The sequence below is a fragment of the Massilia genomosp. 1 genome, from assembly GCF_011682185.1.
GTDB classification, from domain to species: Bacteria; Pseudomonadota; Gammaproteobacteria; order Burkholderiales; family Burkholderiaceae_D; genus Telluria_A; species Telluria_A rubra.
In genome coordinates this window covers 21,772-42,888 of sequence record NZ_WHJF01000002.1, presented here as the reverse complement: position 1 = coordinate 42,888, position 21,117 = coordinate 21,772, and the positions used below count along the sequence as shown (strand labels likewise).

General features: G+C 63.9%; 21 protein-coding genes. 6 read left to right on the top strand and 15 right to left on the bottom strand.

The window, feature by feature from the left end; genetic code table 11:
- Positions 1 to 24: 24 nt before the first annotated feature.
- The 6 genes from F1735_RS00880 to F1735_RS00855 form a co-directional block, all read right to left on the bottom strand.
- The gene (locus F1735_RS00880) at positions 25 to 1,053 is read right to left on the bottom strand and encodes a septal ring lytic transglycosylase RlpA family protein (RefSeq protein WP_167235161.1); all 1,029 of its coding nucleotides are present in this window, start codon (positions 1,051 to 1,053) and stop codon (positions 25 to 27) included.
- Positions 1,054 to 1,066: 13 nt separating this feature from the next.
- Positions 1,067 to 2,179, bottom strand: a complete 1,113-nt coding sequence (gene rodA, locus F1735_RS00875) for a rod shape-determining protein RodA (RefSeq protein ID WP_167235160.1) — start codon at positions 2,177 to 2,179, stop codon at positions 1,067 to 1,069.
- Positions 2,180 to 2,183: 4 nt separating this feature from the next.
- Entirely contained in the window at positions 2,184 to 4,166 is a 1,983-nt protein-coding gene (gene mrdA / locus F1735_RS00870) for a penicillin-binding protein 2 (RefSeq protein ID WP_167235159.1), read from the bottom strand.
- A gap of 15 nt (positions 4,167 to 4,181) precedes the next feature.
- Positions 4,182 to 4,694 carry a rod shape-determining protein MreD gene (gene mreD, locus F1735_RS00865; RefSeq protein ID WP_166893227.1) on the bottom strand — a complete coding sequence of 171 codons (513 nt, stop codon included), beginning with the start codon at positions 4,692 to 4,694 and terminating at the stop codon, positions 4,182 to 4,184.
- Entirely contained in the window at positions 4,691 to 5,797 is a 1,107-nt protein-coding gene (gene mreC, locus F1735_RS00860) for a rod shape-determining protein MreC (protein ID WP_167235158.1), read from the bottom strand. The genes mreD and mreC overlap by 4 nt, the downstream gene beginning before the upstream one ends.
- Before the next feature lie 234 nt (positions 5,798 to 6,031).
- On the bottom strand, positions 6,032 to 7,075 hold the full coding sequence (locus tag F1735_RS00855; protein WP_166893231.1) for a rod shape-determining protein: 1,044 nt from the start codon (positions 7,073 to 7,075) through the stop codon (positions 6,032 to 6,034).
- Positions 7,076 to 7,417: 342 nt separating this feature from the next.
- Here F1735_RS00855 and gatC point away from each other — a divergent pair, with 342 nt between their 5' ends.
- The 5 genes from gatC (at position 7,418) to F1735_RS00830 (ending at position 12,246) form a co-directional block, all read left to right on the top strand.
- Positions 7,418 to 7,720, top strand: coding sequence for an Asp-tRNA(Asn)/Glu-tRNA(Gln) amidotransferase subunit GatC (gene gatC, locus F1735_RS00850; protein ID WP_167235157.1), 303 nt, complete (start codon positions 7,418 to 7,420; stop codon positions 7,718 to 7,720).
- Between the two features lie 71 nt (positions 7,721 to 7,791).
- Positions 7,792 to 9,267 carry an Asp-tRNA(Asn)/Glu-tRNA(Gln) amidotransferase subunit GatA gene (gatA, locus tag F1735_RS00845; protein ID WP_167235156.1) on the top strand — a complete coding sequence of 492 codons (1,476 nt, stop codon included), beginning with the start codon at positions 7,792 to 7,794 and terminating at the stop codon, positions 9,265 to 9,267.
- A gap of 56 nt (positions 9,268 to 9,323) precedes the next feature.
- Positions 9,324 to 10,784 (top strand): Asp-tRNA(Asn)/Glu-tRNA(Gln) amidotransferase subunit GatB, encoded by a 1,461-nt coding sequence (gene gatB / locus F1735_RS00840; protein WP_167235155.1) that lies wholly within the window; start codon positions 9,324 to 9,326, stop codon positions 10,782 to 10,784.
- 85 nt (positions 10,785 to 10,869) lie between these two features.
- The gene (locus F1735_RS00835) at positions 10,870 to 11,469 is read left to right on the top strand and encodes an SMI1/KNR4 family protein (RefSeq protein WP_167235154.1); all 600 of its coding nucleotides are present in this window, start codon (positions 10,870 to 10,872) and stop codon (positions 11,467 to 11,469) included.
- A gap of 132 nt (positions 11,470 to 11,601) precedes the next feature.
- Positions 11,602 to 12,246 (top strand): endonuclease V, encoded by a 645-nt coding sequence (locus tag F1735_RS00830; protein WP_167235153.1) that lies wholly within the window; start codon positions 11,602 to 11,604, stop codon positions 12,244 to 12,246.
- Here the strand turns inward: F1735_RS00830 and pyrE are convergent.
- Positions 12,158 to 12,820, bottom strand: a complete 663-nt coding sequence (pyrE, locus tag F1735_RS00825) for an orotate phosphoribosyltransferase (RefSeq protein WP_167235152.1) — start codon at positions 12,818 to 12,820, stop codon at positions 12,158 to 12,160. The two genes, F1735_RS00830 and pyrE, sit on opposite strands and share 89 nt — an antisense overlap.
- A 67-nt stretch (positions 12,821 to 12,887) precedes the next feature.
- Here pyrE and F1735_RS00820 point away from each other — a divergent pair, with 67 nt between their 5' ends.
- Positions 12,888 to 13,658, top strand: a complete 771-nt coding sequence (locus F1735_RS00820) for an exodeoxyribonuclease III (protein ID WP_167235151.1) — start codon at positions 12,888 to 12,890, stop codon at positions 13,656 to 13,658.
- 47 nt (positions 13,659 to 13,705) lie between these two features.
- Here F1735_RS00820 and F1735_RS00815 read toward each other — a convergent pair whose 3' ends face one another.
- The 8 genes from F1735_RS00815 to gshB form a co-directional block, all read right to left on the bottom strand.
- A complete protein-coding gene (locus F1735_RS00815; RefSeq protein WP_167235150.1) occupies positions 13,706 to 14,614 on the bottom strand; it encodes an RluA family pseudouridine synthase in 909 nt (302 codons plus the stop codon).
- Positions 14,615 to 15,532, bottom strand: coding sequence for a M48 family metallopeptidase (locus F1735_RS00810; RefSeq protein WP_167235149.1), 918 nt, complete (start codon positions 15,530 to 15,532; stop codon positions 14,615 to 14,617).
- Positions 15,533 to 15,629: 97 nt separating this feature from the next.
- A complete protein-coding gene (gene metW, locus F1735_RS00805; RefSeq protein WP_167235148.1) occupies positions 15,630 to 16,247 on the bottom strand; it encodes a methionine biosynthesis protein MetW in 618 nt (205 codons plus the stop codon).
- Entirely contained in the window at positions 16,244 to 17,365 is a 1,122-nt protein-coding gene (gene metX / locus F1735_RS00800) for a homoserine O-succinyltransferase MetX (protein WP_229505575.1), read from the bottom strand. Before metX ends, metW begins: the two co-directional genes overlap by 4 nt.
- 217 nt (positions 17,366 to 17,582) lie before the next feature.
- The gene (ptsP, locus tag F1735_RS00795; RefSeq protein WP_167235251.1) at positions 17,583 to 19,334 is read right to left on the bottom strand and encodes a phosphoenolpyruvate--protein phosphotransferase; all 1,752 of its coding nucleotides are present in this window, start codon (positions 19,332 to 19,334) and stop codon (positions 17,583 to 17,585) included.
- Positions 19,335 to 19,366: 32 nt separating this feature from the next.
- Positions 19,367 to 19,636, bottom strand: coding sequence for an HPr family phosphocarrier protein (locus tag F1735_RS00790; RefSeq protein ID WP_166882345.1), 270 nt, complete (start codon positions 19,634 to 19,636; stop codon positions 19,367 to 19,369).
- Between the two features lie 61 nt (positions 19,637 to 19,697).
- Complete coding sequence (locus tag F1735_RS00785; protein ID WP_167235146.1) at positions 19,698 to 20,105, bottom strand: PTS sugar transporter subunit IIA; 408 nt, start codon at positions 20,103 to 20,105, stop codon at positions 19,698 to 19,700.
- Positions 20,106 to 20,117: 12 nt separating this feature from the next.
- Positions 20,118 to 21,065, bottom strand: a complete 948-nt coding sequence (gene gshB / locus F1735_RS00780; protein ID WP_167235145.1) for a glutathione synthase — start codon at positions 21,063 to 21,065, stop codon at positions 20,118 to 20,120.
- Positions 21,066 to 21,117 lie beyond the last annotated feature (52 nt).

Sequence of the window (21,117 nt, the reverse complement as noted above, 5' to 3'; positions counted from 1 at the left end):
GGAGGAGCGCCCGGCGAGGCCCGCTCAGCGCTGTACGATGATCGGTTTCAGGCGCAAGGTCGACGGCAGCTCGCGCAGCGCCCGCATGGCCTCGTCCCGGCTCGGGAACGGACCGCTGAACAGCCGGTGCAGCGCACCGCCCTGCACCACTTCGACGCCGGACAGCGCGCCGCCCGTGGCCGCGATCTGCGCGCGCACGTCGGCCGCCTTGTCGGCGCGGCTGAAGGCGCCCAGCTGCAGGTAGAACCCGGATGGCGGCGCCGCTGGCGTCAGGGCCTGTGGCGGCGCCAGCGTCTGGGCCGGCGCCGGCGTGAGCACCAGCGCGCTGCTTTCGCCCGGCGGCGGCATGTCCACCGCCATCGTGTTCGCTTCCCCGTCCGGTTCCGGCGCCAGGCGCCGGATGGTGGCGATGCGCTCCTGCGCGTTCGGCAGCAGCCTTTCGATTTCCACCGTGTGACTGCCCTTGCCGAGCAAGCCGAGTTTGAGCGCGGCCGTATACGACACGTCGACCACCCGGCTCGAATGAAACGGCCCGCGGTCGTTGATGCGCACCACCACCTGCTTGCCGCTATCGAGGCTGGTGATGCGCGCGTACGAGGGAATCGGCAAGGTCGGATGGGCCGCCGTCATCTTGTACATGTCGTACAGCTCCCCCGACGAGGTTTTCTGGCCGTGGAATTTTTTGCCGTACCAGCTGCCCACGCCGCGCTGCCGGAAGGGCTGCTCGTTCAACATCGGGGTATAGGTTTTGCCGAACACGACGTAGGGCCGGTTGGCGTAGCGGGCGTAGGGCTCGTTCTTGACCACGGCGTCGGGCACGTCGTTCAGGTTGGGCGGCGGATTCTCGCCCGGGCCGTCATCCTGGTAGTAGCCGCCGCGCCCGGAACCGGCGCGCGGCAGGGATGGCAGCTCGCCATGCTTGGCCGGCTTGGCGCCCGGCGACGGGAACGGCAGGATGCGCCGGTGGCCTTCCGAATCGGTCCCGCAGGCGCTCAGAAAAAAGGCCAGTGCGCACAGCGCAATGGAAGGTGGAAGCGTTTTTGATACCGCCATCGTGGCTCCGTGGTCAGGTTTGCACCAGCTTGCGGTGCCGCTGGATACTCATCAGTATACCTGCCCCGAGTCCGAGGGTCACAAAAGCGGTCCCGCCATAGCTCATGAACGGCAGCGGCACGCCCACCACCGGCAGGATGCCGCTGACCATGCTCATGTTCACAAAGGCGTACGTAAAGAAGATCATCGTGATCGCGCCGGCCAGCAAGCGCGAAAACAAGGTCGGTGCATTGGCCGCGATCATCATGCCGCGTCCGATCAGCAGCAGGTACAAGAGCAGCAGGCCGAGAAAGCCGAGCAGCCCGAATTCCTCCGAAAACACCGAGAAGATAAAGTCGGTGGTGCGCTCGGGGATGAATTCGAGGTGGGCCTGGGTGCCCTTCATCCAGCCCTTGCCGCCAACGCCGCCCGAGCCGATCGCGATGGTCGACTGGATGATGTGAAAGCCCTTGCCCAGCGGGTCGGCGTAGGGATCGATCAGGGTCATCACCCGTTCGCGCTGGTAGTCGTGCATCAGCGACCAGGCCACCGGCAGGCTGGCGGCGCCGGCCACGAACAAGCCAAGCAAGGCCTTCCACGACAGGCCGGCCAGAAAGATCACGTAAAAACCCGAGGCCAGCACCAGCAGCGAGGTGCCCAGGTCGGGCTGCAGCTGGATCAGGCCGACCGGCACGGCCAGCAGCACGGTGGCGATGAGGAAGGAATGCCAGCGCACCAGCCCCGCCTTCTGGTGGAAGTACCAGGCCAGCATCAGCGGCATGGCGATTTTCATGATCTCGGACGGCTGGATGTCGAAGCCGATGTGCAGCCAGCGGCGCGCGCCCTTCTTGATCACGCCGAACATGAACACCGCAACGAGCAGGGTCACGCCGATCGTGTAGACCGGCACGGCCAGGCGCATCAGCGTCTGCGGCGGCACCTGGGCCGCCAGCCACATGACCACGAAGGCGATCATCATGTTGCGCAACTGGCCTTCGACGCGGCCGGGAAAGTCGGCGCCGGCCGAGTACATCGTCACCAGGCTGGTACACAGCAGCATGAAGATGACCATGGCCAGCGGCGCGTCGAATACCAGCAGGTAGGGTTTGGCGCGTCGCCACAGCGAGCGTCGTTCGTTCAGGCGCATGGCGTCAGTCCTTTGGCGCCGGCGTTTCGGCGCCCGGCTTGTATGGCATTTCGGTGGCGGTGTCGGCCTTGAATTCTTCGAGCGGCACCAGTTCCACGTCTTCTTTCGGCACCTTGGTGCCGTCCTTGCCGGCCGGGCGCTTGCCCAGCAGGTAGTAGTCGAGCGCCTTGCGCGCGATCGGGGCGGCCACGGCGGCGCCGAAACCGGCGTTTTCGACGATCAGCGCCAGCGCGATGCGCGGCTTGTCGGCCGGCGCGAAGGTGATGTACAGCGAATTGTCGCGCAGTCGTTCGTTGACGTTCTTGGCGTTGTACTTTTCGCCGCGCCGCAGGCCCACCGCCTGCGAGGTGCCGGTCTTGCCGGCCGCGACGTAGCCGGCGTTGGCGAACACGGTCTTGCCGGTGCCGCGCTCGGAGACGCCGACCATGGCGCGCTTGATGAAATCGATATTCTCCTGGCGCAGCGGGATGCGCGCGCTTTCCTTCGGCACCGTCAGGGTGCGCGCGCGCGTGACGCTGTCTTCGACGATCTTGACCAGGTGCGGCTTCATCACCACGCCGTTGTTGGCCAGCGTGGCCACCGCGTGCGACAGCTGCAGCATGGTGTAGCTGTTGAAGCCCTGGCCGATCGAGACGTTGACGGTGTCGCCGCCGACCCAGGTCTGCATCAGCTTGTTTTTGGCGAAACGGCCGCGCTTCCAGTCTTTCGACGGCAGCACCCCGGTCTTTTCGTTTTCCAGGTCGATCCCGGTTTTCTGGCCGAAGCCGAACGGCTTCATGAAGTCGTGGATGGCGTCGATCCCGAGTTCGTTCCCGAGCTGGTAATAATAGGTATTGCATGAAATGACGATCGAATCGGTCAGGCTGACCATGCCGTGCCCGCCCGCCTTGTCGTCCTTCCAGGTGTGGCCGCCCAGGGTGAAGTAGCCGGCGTCCGAAATCGTGTGGTTCTGGGTGCGCTTGCCCAGTTCCAGCGCGGCCAGCGCCATGAACGGCTTGAAGGTCGATCCGGGTGGATACGTACCCTGCAGCGGGCGGTTCATCAGCGGGCGGTCGAGCGAGGTATTGAGTTCGTTCCAGCTTTGCGAGTCGATGCCGTCGACGAACAGGTTCGGGTCGAAGCCGGGGCGCGAGACGTAGGCCAGGATGTCGCCCGTCTCCGGCTCGATGGCGACCAGCGCGCCGCGGTATTCGCCGAAGGCTTCTTCAATGATCTTTTGCAGCTCGATGTCGATCGAGAGGATCAGGTTGCTGCCGGCGGTCGCTTCCGTGCGCGACAGGATGCTGACCGCGCGCCCGCTGGCGGTGCGGATGATCTTCTGGTAGCCGGTACGCCCGTGCAGCTGCTCTTCGTAGCTTTTTTCCAGCCCTTCCTTGCCGATATGGTCGGTGCCGTTGTAGTTCGCCTTGTCGGGCCGCTCGTCGATATCCTTCGATTCCTTCTGGTTGATGCGGCCGATGTAGCCGATCACGTGCGAAGCGGCTTCGCCCAGCGGGTACTGGCGGAACAGGCGCGCCTGCACCTCCACGCCGGGAAAACGGAAACGCTGGGCGGCGAAGCGCGCCACTTCGTCGTCGGTCAGGCGGGTGCGCAGCGGCACGCTCTCGAAGTTCTTCGACTCGGCCAGCAAGCTCTTGAAGCGCTTGCGGTCCTTCGCTTCGATCTCGATCAGCGTGGAGAGCTCGTCGATCACCGAGTCGAGCGTGTTGCGCAGCTTGGACTGGGTGATTTCGAGCGTGTAGGCCGAGTAGTTGCGCGCCAGGACCACGCCCTTGCGGTCGACGATCAGGCCGCGGTTGGGCACGATCGGGACGATGGCGATGCGGTTGTCTTCGGCCTGCACCGCAAAGCCGTCGTGCTTGACCACGGTCAGGTTGACCATGCGCCCGATCAGCACGGAAAAGCTGATGAACACCAGCACCACGAGCGCCAGCACGCGCATGCGAAACAGGTGGATTTCGCGGTCGTTATTGGTTAATTCAGTCATGACGCATGCGCACCATCAGATCGGGCGCGTATGGTCGCGGTCGACGGCGCGCCGCTGGGGCGCGAGCAGCATCCAGGTAATCACCGGCCACAGGGCGATGGCCACCACGCTTTCGATGAAGTGCGTCCAGTCGGGGAATTTGCCCGAGACGATCACGCGCACCACCAGCTGGATCGCCTGGGTGGCCAGCAGCAGCGGGAACACGTGCAGCGCCTGGGTCAGCACCGGGAACCACAGCACGCGGCGGTGGATCATGATGGCCAGGTAGGACAGCAAGGTGTAGGCCAGCGCGTTCTCGCCGAGCAGGGTCGCTTCGTGTACGTCCATCAGCAAGCCCATGAAAAAGGCCACGCCGATGCCGACCTTGCGCGGCTGGTGGATGCCCCAGAAAACCAGCACCAGCGCCACGAAGTCGGGCGCGCCGACCCAATGCCCCCAGGGCAGCAGATTGAGCATGAAGGCGCAGGTCAGGCTGAACGTAATGAACAGCGGGCTGACGGGCAGCAGGATGTAATGCGGGCGGTTCATCGGTTCGTATCCTTGGGTGCGGGCGCCGGCGTGGCGGCCGGCGTGGCGGACGTCCTGGCCGGCGTGGCGGACGTCCTGGCCGGCGTGGCGGACGTCCTGGCCGGCGTGGCCGCCGCCTTGACCGGAGTCGCGCCCGCCTTGGCCGGCGTGGCCGGCGCCGTCTTCGGCGCGTCGGCGACAATCGGGACGGCGCCCTCTTTGATCGGTGTCATCTTCTGCAGGTTTTTCTTGGCCGGCACGGGCGGCTCGTCGTCCGGGCGCTGCGGCAATTGCGGCGAAGTGGTCAATATCAGCAAGTGGCGATTGCGGTCGATGCCGGCCAGCGGCTGGCACACCACGCCGCCGAACGCGCCGGCGCCGCTGGTCTCGACCTTGCTGACCTTGGCCACGGCCAGGCCGGCCGGGTAGACCCCGTCCAGGCCCGAGGTGATCAGCACGTCGCCGACCTGGATGTCGGCATTCGGCGCGACAAAGCGCAGGTCGAGCGTGCCGGACTGGCCGCGCCCGTAAGCCACGCTGCGCAAGCCGTTGCGCAGCACCTGCACCGGAATGGCTTGTTCGCGGTCGGTCAGCAGCGTCACTTCGGAGGTGAACGGGAACACGCGCGTGACCTGGCCGACCACGCCGGCGTTGTCGATCACCGGCTGGCCGAGCGCGGCGCCGTGCTGGCTGCCGCGGTCGAGCACGATCTTACGGGTGGCGCTGTCGCGCGCGTCGTACAGGATTTCGCCCAGCATGGTCTTGACCGGCACATGCTCGCGCGCGCCCAGCAGTTTGCGCAGTTGGGCGTTCTCGGTGCTCTGGAGCTGGGCTTGCTGGAGTTTTTCGGCGACCGCGACCTGCTCGATCTTGAGGTCGCGCACTTCCTGCTTGAGGGAGGAAACGGAAGAGAAATAGCCGCCCATGTTGGCCAGCGCGTCGCGCGGCATCAGGGCCGCCATCTGGAGCGGATAGAGCACCGTGCCGGCCACCTTGCGCACCGAGGACAGCACCTGGACGCGGGCGTCGATCATCAGCAGGGCGATCGAAATAAACGCAAAAACCGTCACCTTGACCCGGGCTGGGGCGCCTTGCTTGAAGAGTGGCGGAGGACTGTATTCCATGAAATCCAATAAGCGGGACTAAGGGTCAAGCGCGGGCCAGGCGAGAGCCAGGCTGGGCAACACCCGGGACGGCGGCGCCATGGTCAGACCTGCGGCTTGCATGCATTGTTCAATTGGGTCTGTCCCTGGTATCCCAATGCATTGCAAGCCGAAGATCTGAACGGTACGCCAGCCACGCCGGCAGTGCGAGCCAACACATCGCCGCGCGCGCGGCGCGGCCTGCTCGCGATGACATTACTCGTACGAGAAGATCGAGCCCAACTTGTCCATCCGCTCGAGCGCCATGCCGGAGCCGCGCACCACGCAGGTCAGCGGATCTTCGGCCACCAGCACCGGCAAGCCGGTTTCTTCCATCAGCAGGCGATCGAGGTCGCGCAGCAGAGCGCCGCCGCCGGTGAGCATCATGCCTTTTTCGGCGATGTCGGCGCCCAGTTCCGGCGGGGTCTGCTCGAGCGCGTTCTTGACGGCCGAGACGATGTTATTGAGCGGATCGGTGAGCGCTTCGAGGATCTCGTTCGACGAAATGGTAAACGAACGCGGGATGCCTTCGGACAGGTTGCGGCCCTTGACTTCCATTTCCTTCACTTCCGAACCAGGGAAGGCGGAACCGATCGACTTCTTGATCGCTTCGGCCGTCTGTTCGCCGATCAGCATGCCGTAGTTGCGGCGGATGTAGTTGACGATGGCTTCGTCGAACTTGTCGCCGCCAACCCGCACCGAGCCCTTGTAGACCATGCCGCCGAGCGAAATGATGCCCACTTCGGTGGTGCCGCCGCCGATGTCGACCACCATCGAGCCGGTCGCTTCGGATACCGGCAGGCCGGCGCCGATGGCCGCGGCCATCGGCTCTTCGATCAGGTACACCTGGGAGGCGCCGGCGCCGAGCGCCGATTCGCGGATCGCGCGCCGTTCGACCTGGGTCGAACCGCAGGGAACGCAGATGATGATGCGGGGGGAAGGACGGAATACCTTGGAGTCATGCACCATGCGGATGAACTGCTTGAGCATCTGTTCGGTGACGGTGAAGTCGGCGATCACGCCGTCTTTCATCGGGCGGATCGCCTCGATATTGCCCGGGACCTTGCCGAGCATTTGTTTTGCCTGCTTGCCGACCGCCTGGATCGTCTTTTTGCCGTTCGGGCCGCCTTCCTGGCGGATCGCAACAACCGAAGGTTCGTCGAGGAGGATGCCCTCTCCGCGTACATAAATCAGGGTGTTCGCCGTACCGAGGTCAATGGCCAGATCGCGGGAAAAGTAGCTGCGTAAAAAACCAAACATGAGTGTCCTGATGCGCAACGGACTGCGCGTAAGCATTAAAATGAGTAGAGAAACGCTACGAAAAATACAGCCGCCGCGCGCTGACTTCCCGCACCGGCACGGCTGTTTGGATGCTGCGGCCACTCCTATTCGGCGCCGACAACGCATTAGCCCGCCATTCTACCTTATAATTTGCGCGTTAATCGCTGAAAAACCGGTGTTTTGCGTGCGTATCCCCCCTGTGAGATCAGGGCCTTTAGGAAGCTTTTATCGGCTTTAGCGCTCTGTTATCGAAACTTCACTATTCGTCCACAGTTTATTTGTCCACACTTTTTTGAACGCGGCCCGCGCCGCGCAAATTCCATGTCCCTGACACTTTCAGAAGTAGTACGCATCGCCAAACTGGCCCAGCTCGAGATGGACCAGGCCCACGCCGAGACCGCCCTGGTGGAATTGAACGGTATTTTCGCCCTGGCCGAGCAGATGAAGAACGTCGACACCAGCGGCGTGGAGCCGCTCTCGCACCCGCTGGCGGCGATCCTGGGCAAGCTGCCGCTGCGCCTGCGCGACGACGTCGTCACCGAGGAAAACGCGCGCGAAGCCTATCAGGCGCCGGCGCCGAAGACCCAGGACGGCCTGTACCTGGTGCCGCAAGTGATCGAATAAGGTCCCCTGAGGTCGCCCTCGTCACCGAGCCATTTGAGCCAACCCGAAATCACGTCAGTCGAGCATCCGCCATGCATACAAACACCATTCAACAGCTGTCCGCGCTCCTGCACGCGAAGCAGATCTCAGCCCTTGAGCTGACCACCCACTTCCTGCAACGCGCCAAGGCGAGCGAACTGAACGCTTTCCTGCAGGTCGATGAAGCCTTGTCGCTTGAACAAGCCAAAGCCGCCGATCTGCTGCTGGCGTCCGGCAATGCCGGCCCGCTGACCGGCATCCCGATCGCGCACAAGGATATTTTCGTCACCAAGGGCTGGCGTTCGACCGCCGGCTCGACAATGCTGGCCAACTACACCAGCCCGTTCGACGCGACGGTCGTGGACAAGTTCAGGCACGCCGGCATGGTCACCCTCGGCAAGCTCAATTGCGACGAATTCGCGATGGGCTCGTCGAACGAAAACTCGGCCTTCGGCGCGGTCAAGAATCCGTGGGATACCCTGGCCGTGCCGGGCGGCTCCTCGGGCGGCTCGGCCGCAGCGATCGCCGCGCGCCTGGCGCCGGCGGCCACCGCCACCGACACCGGCGGCTCGATCCGCCAGCCGGCCGCGTTTTGCGGCGTGACCGGCATCAAGCCGACCTACGGACGGGTATCGCGCTTCGGCATGATCGCGTTCGCCTCCTCGCTCGACCAGGGCGGCCCGATCGCGCGCACGGCCGAAGACTGCGCGATGTTGCTCAATGAAATGGTCGGCTTCGACCCGCGCGACTCGACCAGCCTGACTGCCGAACAGGGCAATGTGCGCGAAGACTTCACGCGCGACCTGAACGCGCCGCTCAAGGGCTTGCGTATCGGCTTGCCAAAAGAATACTTCGGCGAAGGCCTGGCGGCCGATGTCGAACAGGCCGTGCGCGCCGCGCTCGACGAATTCGTCAAACTGGGCGCGACGCTGGTGGACATTTCGCTGCCGAAAACCGCACTCTCGATCCCTGTTTACTACATCATCGCCCCGGCCGAAGCGTCGTCCAACCTGTCGCGCTTCGATGGCGTGCGCTACGGCCACCGCGCCAGCGAGTACAAGAACCTGGAAGAGATGTACAAAAAGTCGCGCGCCGAAGGTTTCGGCCCGGAAGTGCAGCGCCGCATCCTGGTCGGCACCTATGTGCTGTGCCACGGCTACTACGACGCCTACTACCTGCAAGCCCAGAAGATCCGGCGCCTGATCGCCGACGACTTCCAGGCCGCGCTGGGCACTACCTGCGACGTGATCATGGGGCCGGTCGCGCCGACCGTCGCCTGGGACCTGGGCGACAAGGCCAACGATCCGGTGGCCAACTACCTGGCCGACATTTTTACCCTGTCGACCAGCCTGGCCGGCTTGCCGGGCATGTCGGTGCCGTGCGGCTTCGGCCAGGGCGAGAAGAACAGCAAGCGCCCGGTGGGCCTGCAAATCATCGGCAATTACTTTGCCGAAGCCAAGCTGCTCAATATTGCCCACCAGTACCAACTGGCGACCGACTGGCACACCCGCGCGCCGGCCGGCATCTGATTTCGCCGGGTGCGCACAAGGTGCGCACCGGCAACCTGACAAGAAAAGAGAACACTATGCAATGGGAAGTCGTCATCGGTCTTGAGAACCACGTGCAGCTCACGACCAACTCCAAGATTTTCAGCGGCAGTGCGATTGCGTTCGGCGCCGAGCCGAACACCCAGGCCAGCCCGGTCGACCTGGCCTTGCCGGGCGTGCTGCCGGTGATGAACCGTGGCGCGGTCGAACGCGCGATCCGCTTCGGCCTGGCGGTGGACGCCAAGGTCGCGCATGAATCGGTGTTTGCGCGCAAAAACTACTTTTACCCGGACTTGCCGAAGGGTTACCAGATCAGCCAGTTCGCCGATCCGATCGTCATCGGCGGCAAGATCACCTTCGGCTTTGAAAAAGATGGCCAGTTCCAGACCAAGACCGTCAACCTGACGCGCGCCCACCTGGAAGAAGACGCCGGCAAGTCGCTGCACGAAGACTACGCCGGCATGACCGGCATCGACCTGAACCGCGCCGGCACGCCGCTGCTGGAAATTGTGTCGGAGCCGGAAATGCGCAGCGCGGCCGAAGCCGTGGCCTACGCCAAGGCGCTGCATACCCTGGTCGTGTGGCTGGGCGTGTGCGACGGCAACATGCAGGAAGGCTCGTTCCGTTGCGACGTCAACGTCTCGGTGCGTCCGGCTGGCACGACCGCGCTGGGCACCCGCTGCGAGATCAAGAACCTGAACTCTTTCCGTTTCATGGAAGAAGCCATTGCTTATGAAGTGCGGCGCCAGATCGAGCTGATCGAAGATGGCGGCAAAGTGCAGCAAGCGACCGTGCTGTGGGATCCGGACGCCAAGAAAACCACGGTGATGCGCCTGAAGGAAGACGCCCAGGATTACCGCTACTTCCCCGACCCGGACTTGCCGCCGCTGCTCATTTCGGACGAGTGGATTGCGCGCGTCAAGGCCGATATGCCGGAATTGCCGGCCGCGATGCGCGCGCGTTTCGCGGGCGACTACGGCTTGCCGGAATACGACAGCCTGTTCCTGACCTCGTCGAAAGAAATGGCCTCGTACTTCGAAGCCGTGGTCGCCAAGACCGGGAAAGAGCAAGCCAAGACCGTGGCCAACTGGCTGATGGGCGACGTGGCCTCGACCCTGAACCGCGAAAACGTCGAGATCGCCGATTCGCCGGTGGAAGCGTCGCAACTGGCCGTGATGATCAAGCGCATCGCCGACGGCACGATTTCCAACAAGAGTGCCAAGGAAGTGTTCGCGGGCATGTGGGAAGCCAGGTCGAACGATGAGCACATCGCCGATGTGGTCATCAAGGAAAAAGACCTGGTAACCATCTCCGACAGCGGCGCACTGGAAAAGATCGTCGACGACGTGCTGGCGGCCAACGCCAAATCGGTCGAGCAATACCGCGCCGGCAAGGAAGCGGCCATCAACGCGCTGATCGGGCAGGCCATGAAGGCATCCAAAGGCAAGGCCAACCCGGCTGAGCTGACCGAGTTGCTCAAGAAAAAGCTGGCAGCGTAAGCGGCATGGCGCCATCTCCGCCAGTGCGTGGGGATGGCGTTGTTCCCGTCGGGCGCCGTTGTGCCCGCACTCCCCCTCTCCGATCATGACCATCCATTCGTCCATCGAACGCATCCAGGCCAAGCTCCAGGCGCTCACGCTGGCCGATCCGCAGCTGGCCCTGTTTGGCGCCTCCACCCACAAGTACCTGCTGGACCCGGTCAAGACCGCGGCCCAGGTCAGCGAGTTCGAGCGCCAGCACGGCATCGTGTTGCCGGACGAGTACCGCCAGTACCTGCTGCACGTCGGCAATGGCGGCGCGGGGCCGTATTACGGCATGTTGCCACTGACGGCCAGTGGCGCCGCTGGCCAGCTGTCGACACCGTTTTCGATGAGGGGCGCATGGAATAGGACATACGAGGGCGATCCCGGCGACAACGACGCCTACATGCGTTGGGAAGCCGTGTATAGCGATGACAAGTGGCGCTGCGGGCTGCTGACGATCTGCGATTTCGGCTGCGGCGACGATGTGTGCCTGGTGGTGGCGGGCGAAGAGTACGGCCACATCTGGATGGATGACCGTTGCGGCGATGGTGGCATCTATCCGGACACCTCATTCGGGCAAACCGGGCGCATCACGTTCCTGGCGTGGTACGAATTGTGGCTCGATACATCGCTGCGCGAAGCGCGCGACAATCAGGAATGACAGACAGATGGGGACCTCGAAAAACCATAGCGAGCGGTGCAAGTTTCGTCGGAGAAGCGCAGCCGTACGAAGGTACGGTGAGCATCGCCGGACGAAAATTGCGCCGCGCAGCAGGTTTTTCGAGGTCCCCAGATGATCCTTGCCGTGGATGTGCATTATGAGCAGGACTGCGGCTATGCCGCAGGCTTGCTGTTCGCGCAATGGGATGACGTAGCGCCGCTGGCCGTGTTCAGCAAAAAGCAGCCTGGTGTCGGTGAATATGTTCCTGGGGAATTCTACAAGCGAGAATTGCCTTGTATTCTCGCCCTGCTCGATGAACTCGGCCAGCTTCCCGCGACCATCGTCATCGATGGCTTCGTGTTTCTCGACGGCCATGCGCAGGCGGGACTGGGCAAGCATCTGTACGATGCGCTGGGCGGCAAGTCCCGTGTGATCGGCGTGGCGAAAACAGCGTATGCCGGCATCGGCGACGACTATACACTGCTGCGCGGCGACAGCATCAAGGCGCTGTTCATCACCTGCATCGGGCTGGAGCTGGCAGCGGCCAGGGAACACATCGCGGCCATGCATGGACCGCATCGCATGCCGGTATTGCTGAAAACGGTGGACCGCCTCTGCCGCGAGCAGGCACTCGCGGGCGCGGCGGGTCTTGCGGGTCCGGCCGCGCCCGCCCCGCAGGTTTCGGCCCTTACACCCCGTAGCGGGTCCGGTACGCCGACACCGCATCCTTGTACTGCGCCATTTCCGGATCGGCCCCGGCCGCGTTCAGGTAAGTGAACAAGTCGTCCAGGTTCCCGATCGACACCACCGGAATATTGAACTCCTGGCTGACCTGCTGCACCGCCGAACTCGGCGACAATGCGCCATCCATGCCCGAGCGTTCCATGCGGTCGAGCGCGATCAGCACGGCGCACGGCTCGGCGCCGGCGGCGCGGATCATGTCGACCGATTCGCGCACCGAGGTGCCCGCCGAGATCACGTCGTCGATGATGACGACCTTGCCCGCCAGCTTGGCGCCGACGATGGTGCCGCCCTCGCCATGATCCTTGGCTTCCTTGCGGTTGTAGGCGAAGGAGGTGTTATGTCCCTTGCCCGCCAGCGCCACCGCCGTGGCCGACGCCAGGGTGATGCCCTTGTAGGCCGGCCCGAACAGCATGTCGAATTCGATCCTTGAGTCGAGCAGGGTCTGCGCGTAAAACTGCGCCAGCTGGGCCAGGGTGGCGCCGTCATGGAACAGGCCGGCATTAAAGAAATACGGCGACTGGCGGCCCGCCTTGGTGCTGAACTCGCCGAAGCGCAACACGCCCGCCGACACTGAAAACGCGATAAACTGTTGGCGCAAATTATTCACGACGACCTCATTTGTTCATATAGAAAAGTGGCGCTATTTTACGCCACCCTCCTCACCCCCTGGAACCATGCCAAAAATTATTTCCGCGAACCTGAACGGGATTCGCTCCGCCCACAAGAAGGGCTTTTTCAACTGGATGGCGAACCAGACCGCCGATTTCGTCTGCGTCCAGGAGCTCAAGGCGCAGTTGCCCGACATGACAGAGGAATTCCTGATGCCGGGCGGCTACCACGGTCATTTCCATTACGCTGAGAAAAAGGGCTACTCGGGCACCGGCATTTACAGCCGGCTTGCGCCGGACGCCGTGCGGATCGGCTTCGGCAGCCCGGAATTCGATGCCGAAGGCCGCTACGTGCGCGCCGATTTCGGCAACCTGACCATCATTTCGGTCTACTGCCCGTCCGGCTCTTCCTCGCCGGAACGCCAGGAAGCCAAGTTCCGCTTCATGGAATTGTTCCTGCCGCACCTGCTCGAACTGCGCGCCGAGGGCCGCGAGGTGGTCATCTGCGGCGACTGGAACATCGCCCACCACGAGATCGACTTGAAAAATTTCAAAGGCAACAAGAAAAATTCCGGCTTCCTGCCGGAAGAGCGCGCCTGGCTGACGAAGATTTTCGATGAAGTCGGCTTCGTTGACGTGCATCGCGGCATCGACAAGCGGCCCGAGCAGTACACCTGGTGGAGCAACCGAGGCCAGGCGTACGCCAAGAACGTCGGCTGGCGTATCGATTATCACGTGGCAACACCCGGCATCGCGGCGCACGCCAAGGAAGTGTCTATTTACAAGGATGAGCGCTTTTCGGACCACGCACCGCTGATCATCGATTACCGCCTCTGAGAAGGCACGCCAAGGCGGAGCGCCAAGGCGACGTGCCAAGGCGGGCGCTACAGGACGCGCCGGCTCTCGAAACGGCGCGGCTGGCCGGTCAAGGGGTCGTCGAAGCCGATTGAGCGCGCCAGCAGCTTGAGCGGCTTGGCGAAGTCATCGCCCTTGCATGGCAGCGCCTCGGGATAAAACGTGTCGTTCAGGATCGGCGCGCCCAAGGCGGCCATATGCACCCGCAACTGGTGCTTGCGGCCCGTATGCGGCTGCAAGCGGTACAGCATGGCGTCGCCGTGCGGCTTGATGACATCGACCACGCTCTCCGAGTTCGGCTCGCCCGCCACCTCTTGCATGCGGAAAAACGGATTTCCCTCGACCATGCGGCTGCGGTGAACCAGTGGGAAACTGAGCGCCGGCAAGGGCGCGGCCAGCGCTTCGTACTCCTTGTGTACGCTGCGCTTCTGGAACAGCGACTGGTATGCGCCACGGGTGGCTTCCTGGTGCGAGAAAATCACCACCCCGGCCGTTTCGCGGTCGAGCCGGTGGATGGGCGTGAGCTGCGCCAGCCCCGTTTTGTTCTTCAGCCGCACCAATAACGTTTCGTGCAGGAAGCGCCCGCCCGGTGTCATCGGCAGGAAATGCGGCTTGTCGACCACCAGCAAATGCGCGTCGCGAAACAGGATCTGTTCCTCGAAAGGAATCGGCGTCTCGGCCTCAAGCTCGCGGTAATACCAGATGCGCATGCCGCGCTTGAGCACGCTGTCGGGTCCAAGCACGGCGCCGCCGGCGTCGACCACGTCGCCGCGCGCCATGCGCTCGCGCCAGGTCGCCTCGCCCACATCGGCAAAATGCCCCGTCAGGAAGGCCAGCGCGCCGCCAGTTGGGTTGTCATCGAGCCACAAATAACTGGGCGCGACGCCATCGCGGATGGGCAGCGGAACGTGCGCGTTGGCGTCGGCCTGGCGTCCCATTTAGTCGGTCGCGTTGGTGCGGTACGGCGGCAGTTGCCCGACCGTGGTGTTCTGGCTGCGCGCATACAGCGGCAACAGCACGCCCATGTGTACCTGCATCTGGCCGATGCGTTCCTTGCCGCCCGGGTGGGTCGAGAGCCAGGCCGGCGGCGCGCCATTGTTTTGCTCTGCCATTTTCTGCCACAGGATAATGCCGGCACGCGGGTCGAAACCGGCGCGCGCGGCCAGGTCCAGGCCGATCAGGTCGGCTTCGCGTTCATCGTCGCGCGAGAATTTGAGCGAGGCGAACTGCGCGCCGTACTGGGCCACGGTATCGGTGGTGGCGGGGTCCAAGCCGAACACCTGCGCGACGATGGCGCCGCCCAGGCGCGCACCGACATTGGTCGCGGTCGACTTGACCGCCTGCCCGCGCCCGTGTTCGCGCAGCGCATGCGAAATTTCGTGGCCCATGATGGCCGCCACCTCGTCGTCGGTCAGCTTCAGCTTGGTCAAGATGCCGCTGAAAAACGCGATGCGCCCGCCCGGCATGCAAAACGCGTTGACCTGGTCGGACGCGAGCAGGTTGACCTGCCAGTTCCACTTGGCCGCTTGCGGATTCCAGCGCGTGGCGTACGGAATGATGCGCTTGGCGATGGCGCGCAGGCGGATCACCTCGGGATGGTTGTCGGGCACCAGCGCACCCTTCTGCCGGGCCTGGCCCATCAGTTGCGTGTATTGCTGCGCCGCTTCTTCATCCATGCGCTCGGCCGAGGCCAGCACGCGGTAGCGCGGCATCGGCCGCACCTGGATGCCATCCTGCACCGTGGCCCCGGACTTGCCCTTCCCCTCGGTCTTGATCGGCATCGGCAAGGGCTGGGCGCTGGCCAGGCTCGAGCAGGCGAGTGCCACGGCCAGCAAGATTGGTCTGATCTGTTTCATGTGTCGTTTCTTTGCTGTGTATTTGATAACAACATCATCGCAGGAAACCGGCGTTCATGCACACACGATAAGCGCGCGCCGGTTTGCCTGCGTGATCTTATGCCGCCGGCCGTGACTTCTTGCGTAGCCGGAACACCGCCAGGCTGCCGCGCAGGTTGGGCAGGAAGGAGACCGGCTTGCCATCGGCCAGCGCGACCCGCTCCAGCACTTCGAGGCCGCATTCGTCCGCCAGTTCCTCGAAATCGTAAATGGTCGCGCAGCGCACGTTGGGCGTGTCGTACCACTGGTACGGCAGCGACTTGGAGACCGGCATGCGGCCGTGAAGCAGCGCCATGCGGTGCGGCCAGTAGGCAAAATTGGGGAACGAGACGATCGCTTCGGCGCCGACCCGCACGATATCGCGCAGCAGCGCCTCGACGTTCTGCATCATCTGCAAGGACGACAGGCACATGACCGTGTCGAAGGAATTATCGGAAAACAGGCCGAGGCCTTTTTCCATGTCCTGCTGGATCACGTTGATGCCGCGCCGCGCGCTGGCCAGCAGCGAGTCGTCGGCGATTTCGATGCCGTAGCCGGTGCAGCCCTTGCCGCTCTGGAGATAGCGCAGCATGGCGCCGTCGCCGCAGCCCACGTCGAGCACGTGCGACTGCTCCGGCACCCAGTGCGCGATGAACGCCAGGTCCGGGCGCAGGCTGGAGAGGTCTTGAAAATTCATGCTTGCCCTTTCACCGGCATGGCTTCCCAGATGCGCTGATAGTAAGCGCGCACCATGTTCATGTAACGCTCGTCCTCGAGCAGGAAGGCGTCGTGGCCGTGGGGGGCGTCGATTTCGGCGTAGGTCACGCGGCGCCGGTTGCATACCAGCGCCTCGACGATCTCGCGCGAGCGCTCGGGCGAAAAGCGCCAGTCGGTGCTGAACGAGACGACGAAAAACTCGGCCTTGGTGCCGGCCAGCGCGCGCGTGAGGGAGCCGCCGAACGCGCGCGCCGGATCGAAGTAGTCGAGCGCCTTGGTGATCAAGAGGTAGGTATTGGCGTCAAAGTACTCCGAGAACTTGTCGCCCTGGTAGCGCAGGTACGATTCGATTTCGAAGTCGATGCCGAAGTCGAATTTGTAGTCGTTGTTTTCGGCGGCGTTACGCAACTTGCGGCCGAATTTTTCGGCCATGTCGTCGTTCGACAGGTAGGTGATGTGACCGACCATGCGCGCCACGCGCAGGCCGTTTTTCGGCACCACGCCGTGCGCGTAGAAGTCGCCGCCACGGTAATCCGGGTCCGACAGGATCGCCTGGCGCGCCACGTCGTTGAAGGCGATGTTTTGCGCCGACAGCTTGGGCGTGGAGGCGATGACGACGCAGTGGCGCAGGCGGTCGGGGAACATGATGCTCCACGCGAGCGCCTGCATGCCGCCCAGCGAGCCGCCCATGACGGCGGCGAACTGCGCGATGCCGAGGGCGTCGGCCAGGCGCGCCTGCGCGGCGACCCAGTCTTCCACCGTCACCACGGGGAAGGCGGCGCCGTAGGGTTTGTCGGTGGCGGGATTGATGTGCATCGGGCCGGTGGAGCCGAAGCAGGAGCCGAGGTTGTTCACGCCGATGACGAAGAAGCGGTCGGTGTCGAGCGGCTTGCCGGGACCGACCATCGTGTTCCACCAGCCGGTGCTTTTCGGATCGCCCTCGTAGGTGCCGGCCACATGGTGCGAGGCGTTCAGGGCGTGGCAGACCAGCACCGCGTTCGACTTGTCGGCGTTGAGGGTGCCGTAGGTTTCGTACACCAGGGTGTACTCGGCCAGGGCGCCGCCGCCCTGCAACCGCAGCGGTTCGGCAAAGCGCATCGCTTGCGGGGAGACTATTCCAATGGATGACATGAGACTTAAAAGAATGATTAAAGCCACTGCCCTGAACGCCGTCTTCCCCGCGAAGGCGGGGATCCATGGCACCTTTGCTCAAAGGTGCCATGGGTTCCCGCCTTCGCGGGAATGACGGATTTCAGGTTCGAGGTAAAACGGAGAGCTGCATCGCGACGATAGGGGCCAAGCTACCAGAAGCCAATCAAATCACCTGCAACTGCTGCACCGCCTCCACAATCGCGTGCGGCTCGGTGGTGCGCAGGATCTTGCGCGTTTGCGGGATGATGGTGCTCAGGTCGCAATTCAAAATCTCCTGCTTCACCGACAACAGCTGCGCCGGATGCATCGAAAATTCGCGCAATCCCATGCCCAGCAACAGGCGCGTCAACTTCACGTCCCCGGCCATCTCGCCGCACACCGCCACATCGATCCCCGCCTTCTTCCCCGCCATGATGGTCATCGCGATCAACTGCAAGATCGCCGGATGCAGCGGATCGTACAAGTGCGCCACTTCATAATCGACGCGGTCGATCGCCAGGGTGTACTGAATCAGGTCGTTGGTCCCGATCGACAAGAAGTTCATGCGCTTGACGAACATCGGCAGCGCCAGCGCGGCCGCCGGAATCTCGATCATGGCGCCGACGTCGATCGCCACATCGTACTTTTGCCCCGCCTCGCGCAGCTGCGCCTTGGCCTGCTCCACCATCGCCAGGCACTGGTCGATCTCGAACACGTGCGACAGCATCGGGATCAGCAGGCGCACCTTGCCGAACGCGGAGGCGCGCAAGATCGCGCGCAGCTGGGTCAGGAACAGCTGCGGCTCGGCCAGGCAGTAGCGGATCGCGCGCAGCCCCAGCGCCGGATTGAGCGCGGTATGCTCGGTCTGGTCGAGCGGCTTGTCGGCGCCGATGTCGAGCGTGCGGATCGTGACCGGCCGCCCCTTCATCGCCACCACCGCCTTGCGGTACTGCTCGAACTGTTCATCCTCGCTCGGAATCTTGTGCGCTTGCCCGCTGCGGCCCATGAACAGGAACTCGGAGCGGAACAGGCCCACGCCTTCGGCCCCGCACTCGAGCGCGTGCGGGCAGTCGTCCGGCAGCTCGATGTTGGCCAGCAAAGTGATGACGGTGCCGTCGCGCGTGACGGCCGGGGTTTTCTTGAGCTTCGAGAGCTTCTTGCGCGCCTTGAGCATGGCCGCCTGGCGCGCCCGGTACTGCTCCAGCACCAGGGTGCTCGGATTGCAGATCACCACGCCGGCGTCGCCGTCGATGATGACCCAGTCATCCTGTTCGATCAGCTGCGACGCTTGCGACATGCCGACCGCCGCCGGAATATCGAGGCTGCGCGCCACGATCGCCGTGTGCGAGTTCTGCCCGCCCACGTCGGTGACGAAACCGATGAACGAGCGGTCGCGGAACTGCAGCATGTCGGCCGGCGAAATATCGTGCGCGACGACGATCATCTGCGGCTGGAATTGATCGTCCGTCACAGGCGGCGGCGCCAGTTGGGCGGTGCCCATCAAGACCTTGAGCACGCGCTCGGCCACCTGCTGGATATCGGCCTTGCGCTCGCGCAGGTACGGGTCTTCGATTTCGTCGAACTGGGCCGACAATTCGTCGATCTGCGTCACCAGCGCCCACTCGGCGTTGTAGTGGCGCGTGCGGATGATGTCGAGCGGCGCTTCCGAAATCATCGGGTCCGACAAAATCAGCGCGTGTACGTCGATGAAGGCGCCCAGCTCCGTCGGCGCGTCCTTGGGCAGGTCGGTCCACAGCGCCTGCAGGCCGCGATGCACTTCCGCCAGCGCGTCCTGCAGGCGCTTGACCTCCGCTTCGAGCTGTTCTTCCGGCACCAGGTAGTGCTTGACGTCGAGCGCGGCGGGCGTGAGCAGGTGCGCGCGGCCGATCGAGATCCCGCGCGAGACGGGAATGCCGTGCAGCGTGAACGATGCCATCGACATGCCGGTAGAGGTGCGCCCGACCGGCATTACTCGCCTTCGCCGAATTTGTCGTTGATCAGCGCGGTGAGCGCCTCGACACATTCCTTTTCATCGGCGCCATCGGCTTCCAGGGTGACCTTGGCGCCCTTGCCGGCGGCCAGCATCATCACGCCCATGATCGACTTGGCGTTGATGCGGCGCGCGTTGCGGGTCAGCCAGACGTCGCTCGAAAACTTCGCCGCCAGCTGCGTGAATTTGGCAGAGGCGCGCGCATGCAAACCCAGCTTGTTGATAATTTCAAGATCTTGTTGAATCATTTTTTTGTCGTCTCTTCACACGGATCGCATACCGGTGGCCGCAGCCACCACCCACAGCTTTTTACGTCGGTCCTACCCTGATGCGATTATCGACCCGCACCGCCCCGCTTTGCGCGCCCGCCAGCGCCATCTCGACCACCACGTCGAGCGTGTCGCGCCGGTAGGTGATCGCGCGCAGCAGCATCGGCAGGCTGATGCCGGCAATGACTTCCACATGCCCGGCGTCAGCCAGGCAATTGCAGCAGTTGGCCGGCGTGCCGCCCTTGATATCGGTGATCACCAGCACGCCGCTGCCGTCGTCAAGGCGGCAGATCGCCTGGCGCGCCAGCTCGTTGACCTCGGCCAGGTCCTGGTCGGCGCTGACGTCGATCGCCTCGAAATGCTCGGTGGGACCACGGAACACGTGCGCCACCGCGGCCACGAAAGCCTGGCCGAGCGGTGCATGGGTCATCAACAGAATACCTACCATAATATGTTTGCCTTACTTTCCCTGGCTGCGCCGCTCGACGGCGTCGATGAACATCGCCGCCACGTCGAAGCCGGCCTGGTCGAAGATCTCCTGGAAGCAGGTCGGGCTGGTGACGTTGACTTCGGTGAGACAGTCGCCGATCACATCCAATCCTACCAGTAACAGGCCGCGCTCGGCCAGCACCGGGCCGAGCGTTTCGGCGATGTGCAGGTCGTGCGCGCTCAAGGGCTGGGCCACGCCGATGCCGCCGGCGGCCAGGTTGCCGCGAATTTCGCTCCCCTGCGGGATGCGCGCCAGCGCGAACGGCACCGGCTTGCCGTCGATGACGAGGATGCGCTTGTCGCCCTTGACGATCTCGGGGATGTAGCGCTGCGCCATGATGGTCCGGGCGCCGTTGCCGGTCAGCGTTTCGATCACCGAGCCGAGGTTCATGCCGTCGGCGCCGATGCGGAAGATGCCGGCGCCGCCCATGCCGTCGAGCGGCTTGAAGATCACGTCGCCATGCTTGGCGTGGAAAGCGCGCAGGCGCGCCGCGTCCGAGGTGACCAGGGTGGGCGAGGTGAATTCGGTGAACTGGGCGATCGCCAGCTTTTCGTTATGGTCGCGGATCGCGGACGGCTTGTTGAAGATGCGCGCGCCCTGGCGTTCGGCCAGTTCGAGCAGATAGGTGCCGTACACGTACTCCATGTCGAACGGCGGGTCCTTGCGCTGGATCACGGCGTCGAACTCGGACAGGCGCATCGCGGCCTTGGGCGCGGCGCGGTACCAGTCGTCGGCCTCGCCGGTCAGGGTGATCTGCGCGATATCGGCGCTGACGATGCCCTCTTCCAGGGCCATGTCGCGCTGCTCGAAAGCGTAGACCGCGTGGCCGCGCCGGGCCGCTTCGCGCATCATGGCGAAGGTCGAATCCTTGTACGTCTTGAAGCCGGACAGCGGATCGGCGAGGAAAGCGATTTTCATGGGCGATTCCATTGAGGGTAATGCCTGATTTTAGCCGGAAACGCCAATGTTG

Bases quoted from the DNA above. Each gene is read 5' to 3' on its own strand.
- F1735_RS00820 (WP_167235151.1), top strand. From the start codon at position 12,888: ATGCCAAAAATTATTTCCGCGAACCTGAACGGGATTCGCTCCGCCCAC.
- gshB (WP_167235145.1), bottom strand. From the start codon at position 21,065: ATGAAAATCGCTTTCCTCGCCGATCCGCTGTCCGGCTTCAAGACGTAC.
- F1735_RS00855 (WP_166893231.1), bottom strand. From the start codon at position 7,075: ATGTTTGGTTTTTTACGCAGCTACTTTTCCCGCGATCTGGCCATTGAC.
- gatB (WP_167235155.1), top strand. From the start codon at position 9,324: ATGCAATGGGAAGTCGTCATCGGTCTTGAGAACCACGTGCAGCTCACG.
- mrdA (WP_167235159.1), bottom strand. From the start codon at position 4,166: ATGACTGAATTAACCAATAACGACCGCGAAATCCACCTGTTTCGCATG.
- ptsP (WP_167235251.1), bottom strand. From the start codon at position 19,334: ATGGCATCGTTCACGCTGCACGGCATTCCCGTCTCGCGCGGGATCTCG.
- F1735_RS00810 (WP_167235149.1), bottom strand. From the start codon at position 15,532: ATGAAACAGATCAGACCAATCTTGCTGGCCGTGGCACTCGCCTGCTCG.
- F1735_RS00790 (WP_166882345.1), bottom strand. From the start codon at position 19,636: ATGATTCAACAAGATCTTGAAATTATCAACAAGCTGGGTTTGCATGCG.
- metX (WP_229505575.1), bottom strand. From the start codon at position 17,365: ATGCGCTTTGCCGAACCGCTGCGGTTGCAGGGCGGCGGCGCCCTGGCC.
- F1735_RS00815 (WP_167235150.1), bottom strand. From the start codon at position 14,614: ATGGGACGCCAGGCCGACGCCAACGCGCACGTTCCGCTGCCCATCCGC.
- mreD (WP_166893227.1), bottom strand. From the start codon at position 4,694: ATGAACCGCCCGCATTACATCCTGCTGCCCGTCAGCCCGCTGTTCATT.
- gatC (WP_167235157.1), top strand. From the start codon at position 7,418: ATGTCCCTGACACTTTCAGAAGTAGTACGCATCGCCAAACTGGCCCAG.
- mreC (WP_167235158.1), bottom strand. From the start codon at position 5,797: ATGGAATACAGTCCTCCGCCACTCTTCAAGCAAGGCGCCCCAGCCCGG.
- gatA (WP_167235156.1), top strand. From the start codon at position 7,792: ATGCATACAAACACCATTCAACAGCTGTCCGCGCTCCTGCACGCGAAG.
- F1735_RS00830 (WP_167235153.1), top strand. From the start codon at position 11,602: ATGATCCTTGCCGTGGATGTGCATTATGAGCAGGACTGCGGCTATGCC.
- F1735_RS00785 (WP_167235146.1), bottom strand. From the start codon at position 20,105: ATGGTAGGTATTCTGTTGATGACCCATGCACCGCTCGGCCAGGCTTTC.
- F1735_RS00880 (WP_167235161.1), bottom strand. From the start codon at position 1,053: ATGGCGGTATCAAAAACGCTTCCACCTTCCATTGCGCTGTGCGCACTG.
- metW (WP_167235148.1), bottom strand. From the start codon at position 16,247: ATGAATTTTCAAGACCTCTCCAGCCTGCGCCCGGACCTGGCGTTCATC.
- rodA (WP_167235160.1), bottom strand. From the start codon at position 2,179: ATGCGCCTGAACGAACGACGCTCGCTGTGGCGACGCGCCAAACCCTAC.
- F1735_RS00835 (WP_167235154.1), top strand. From the start codon at position 10,870: ATGACCATCCATTCGTCCATCGAACGCATCCAGGCCAAGCTCCAGGCG.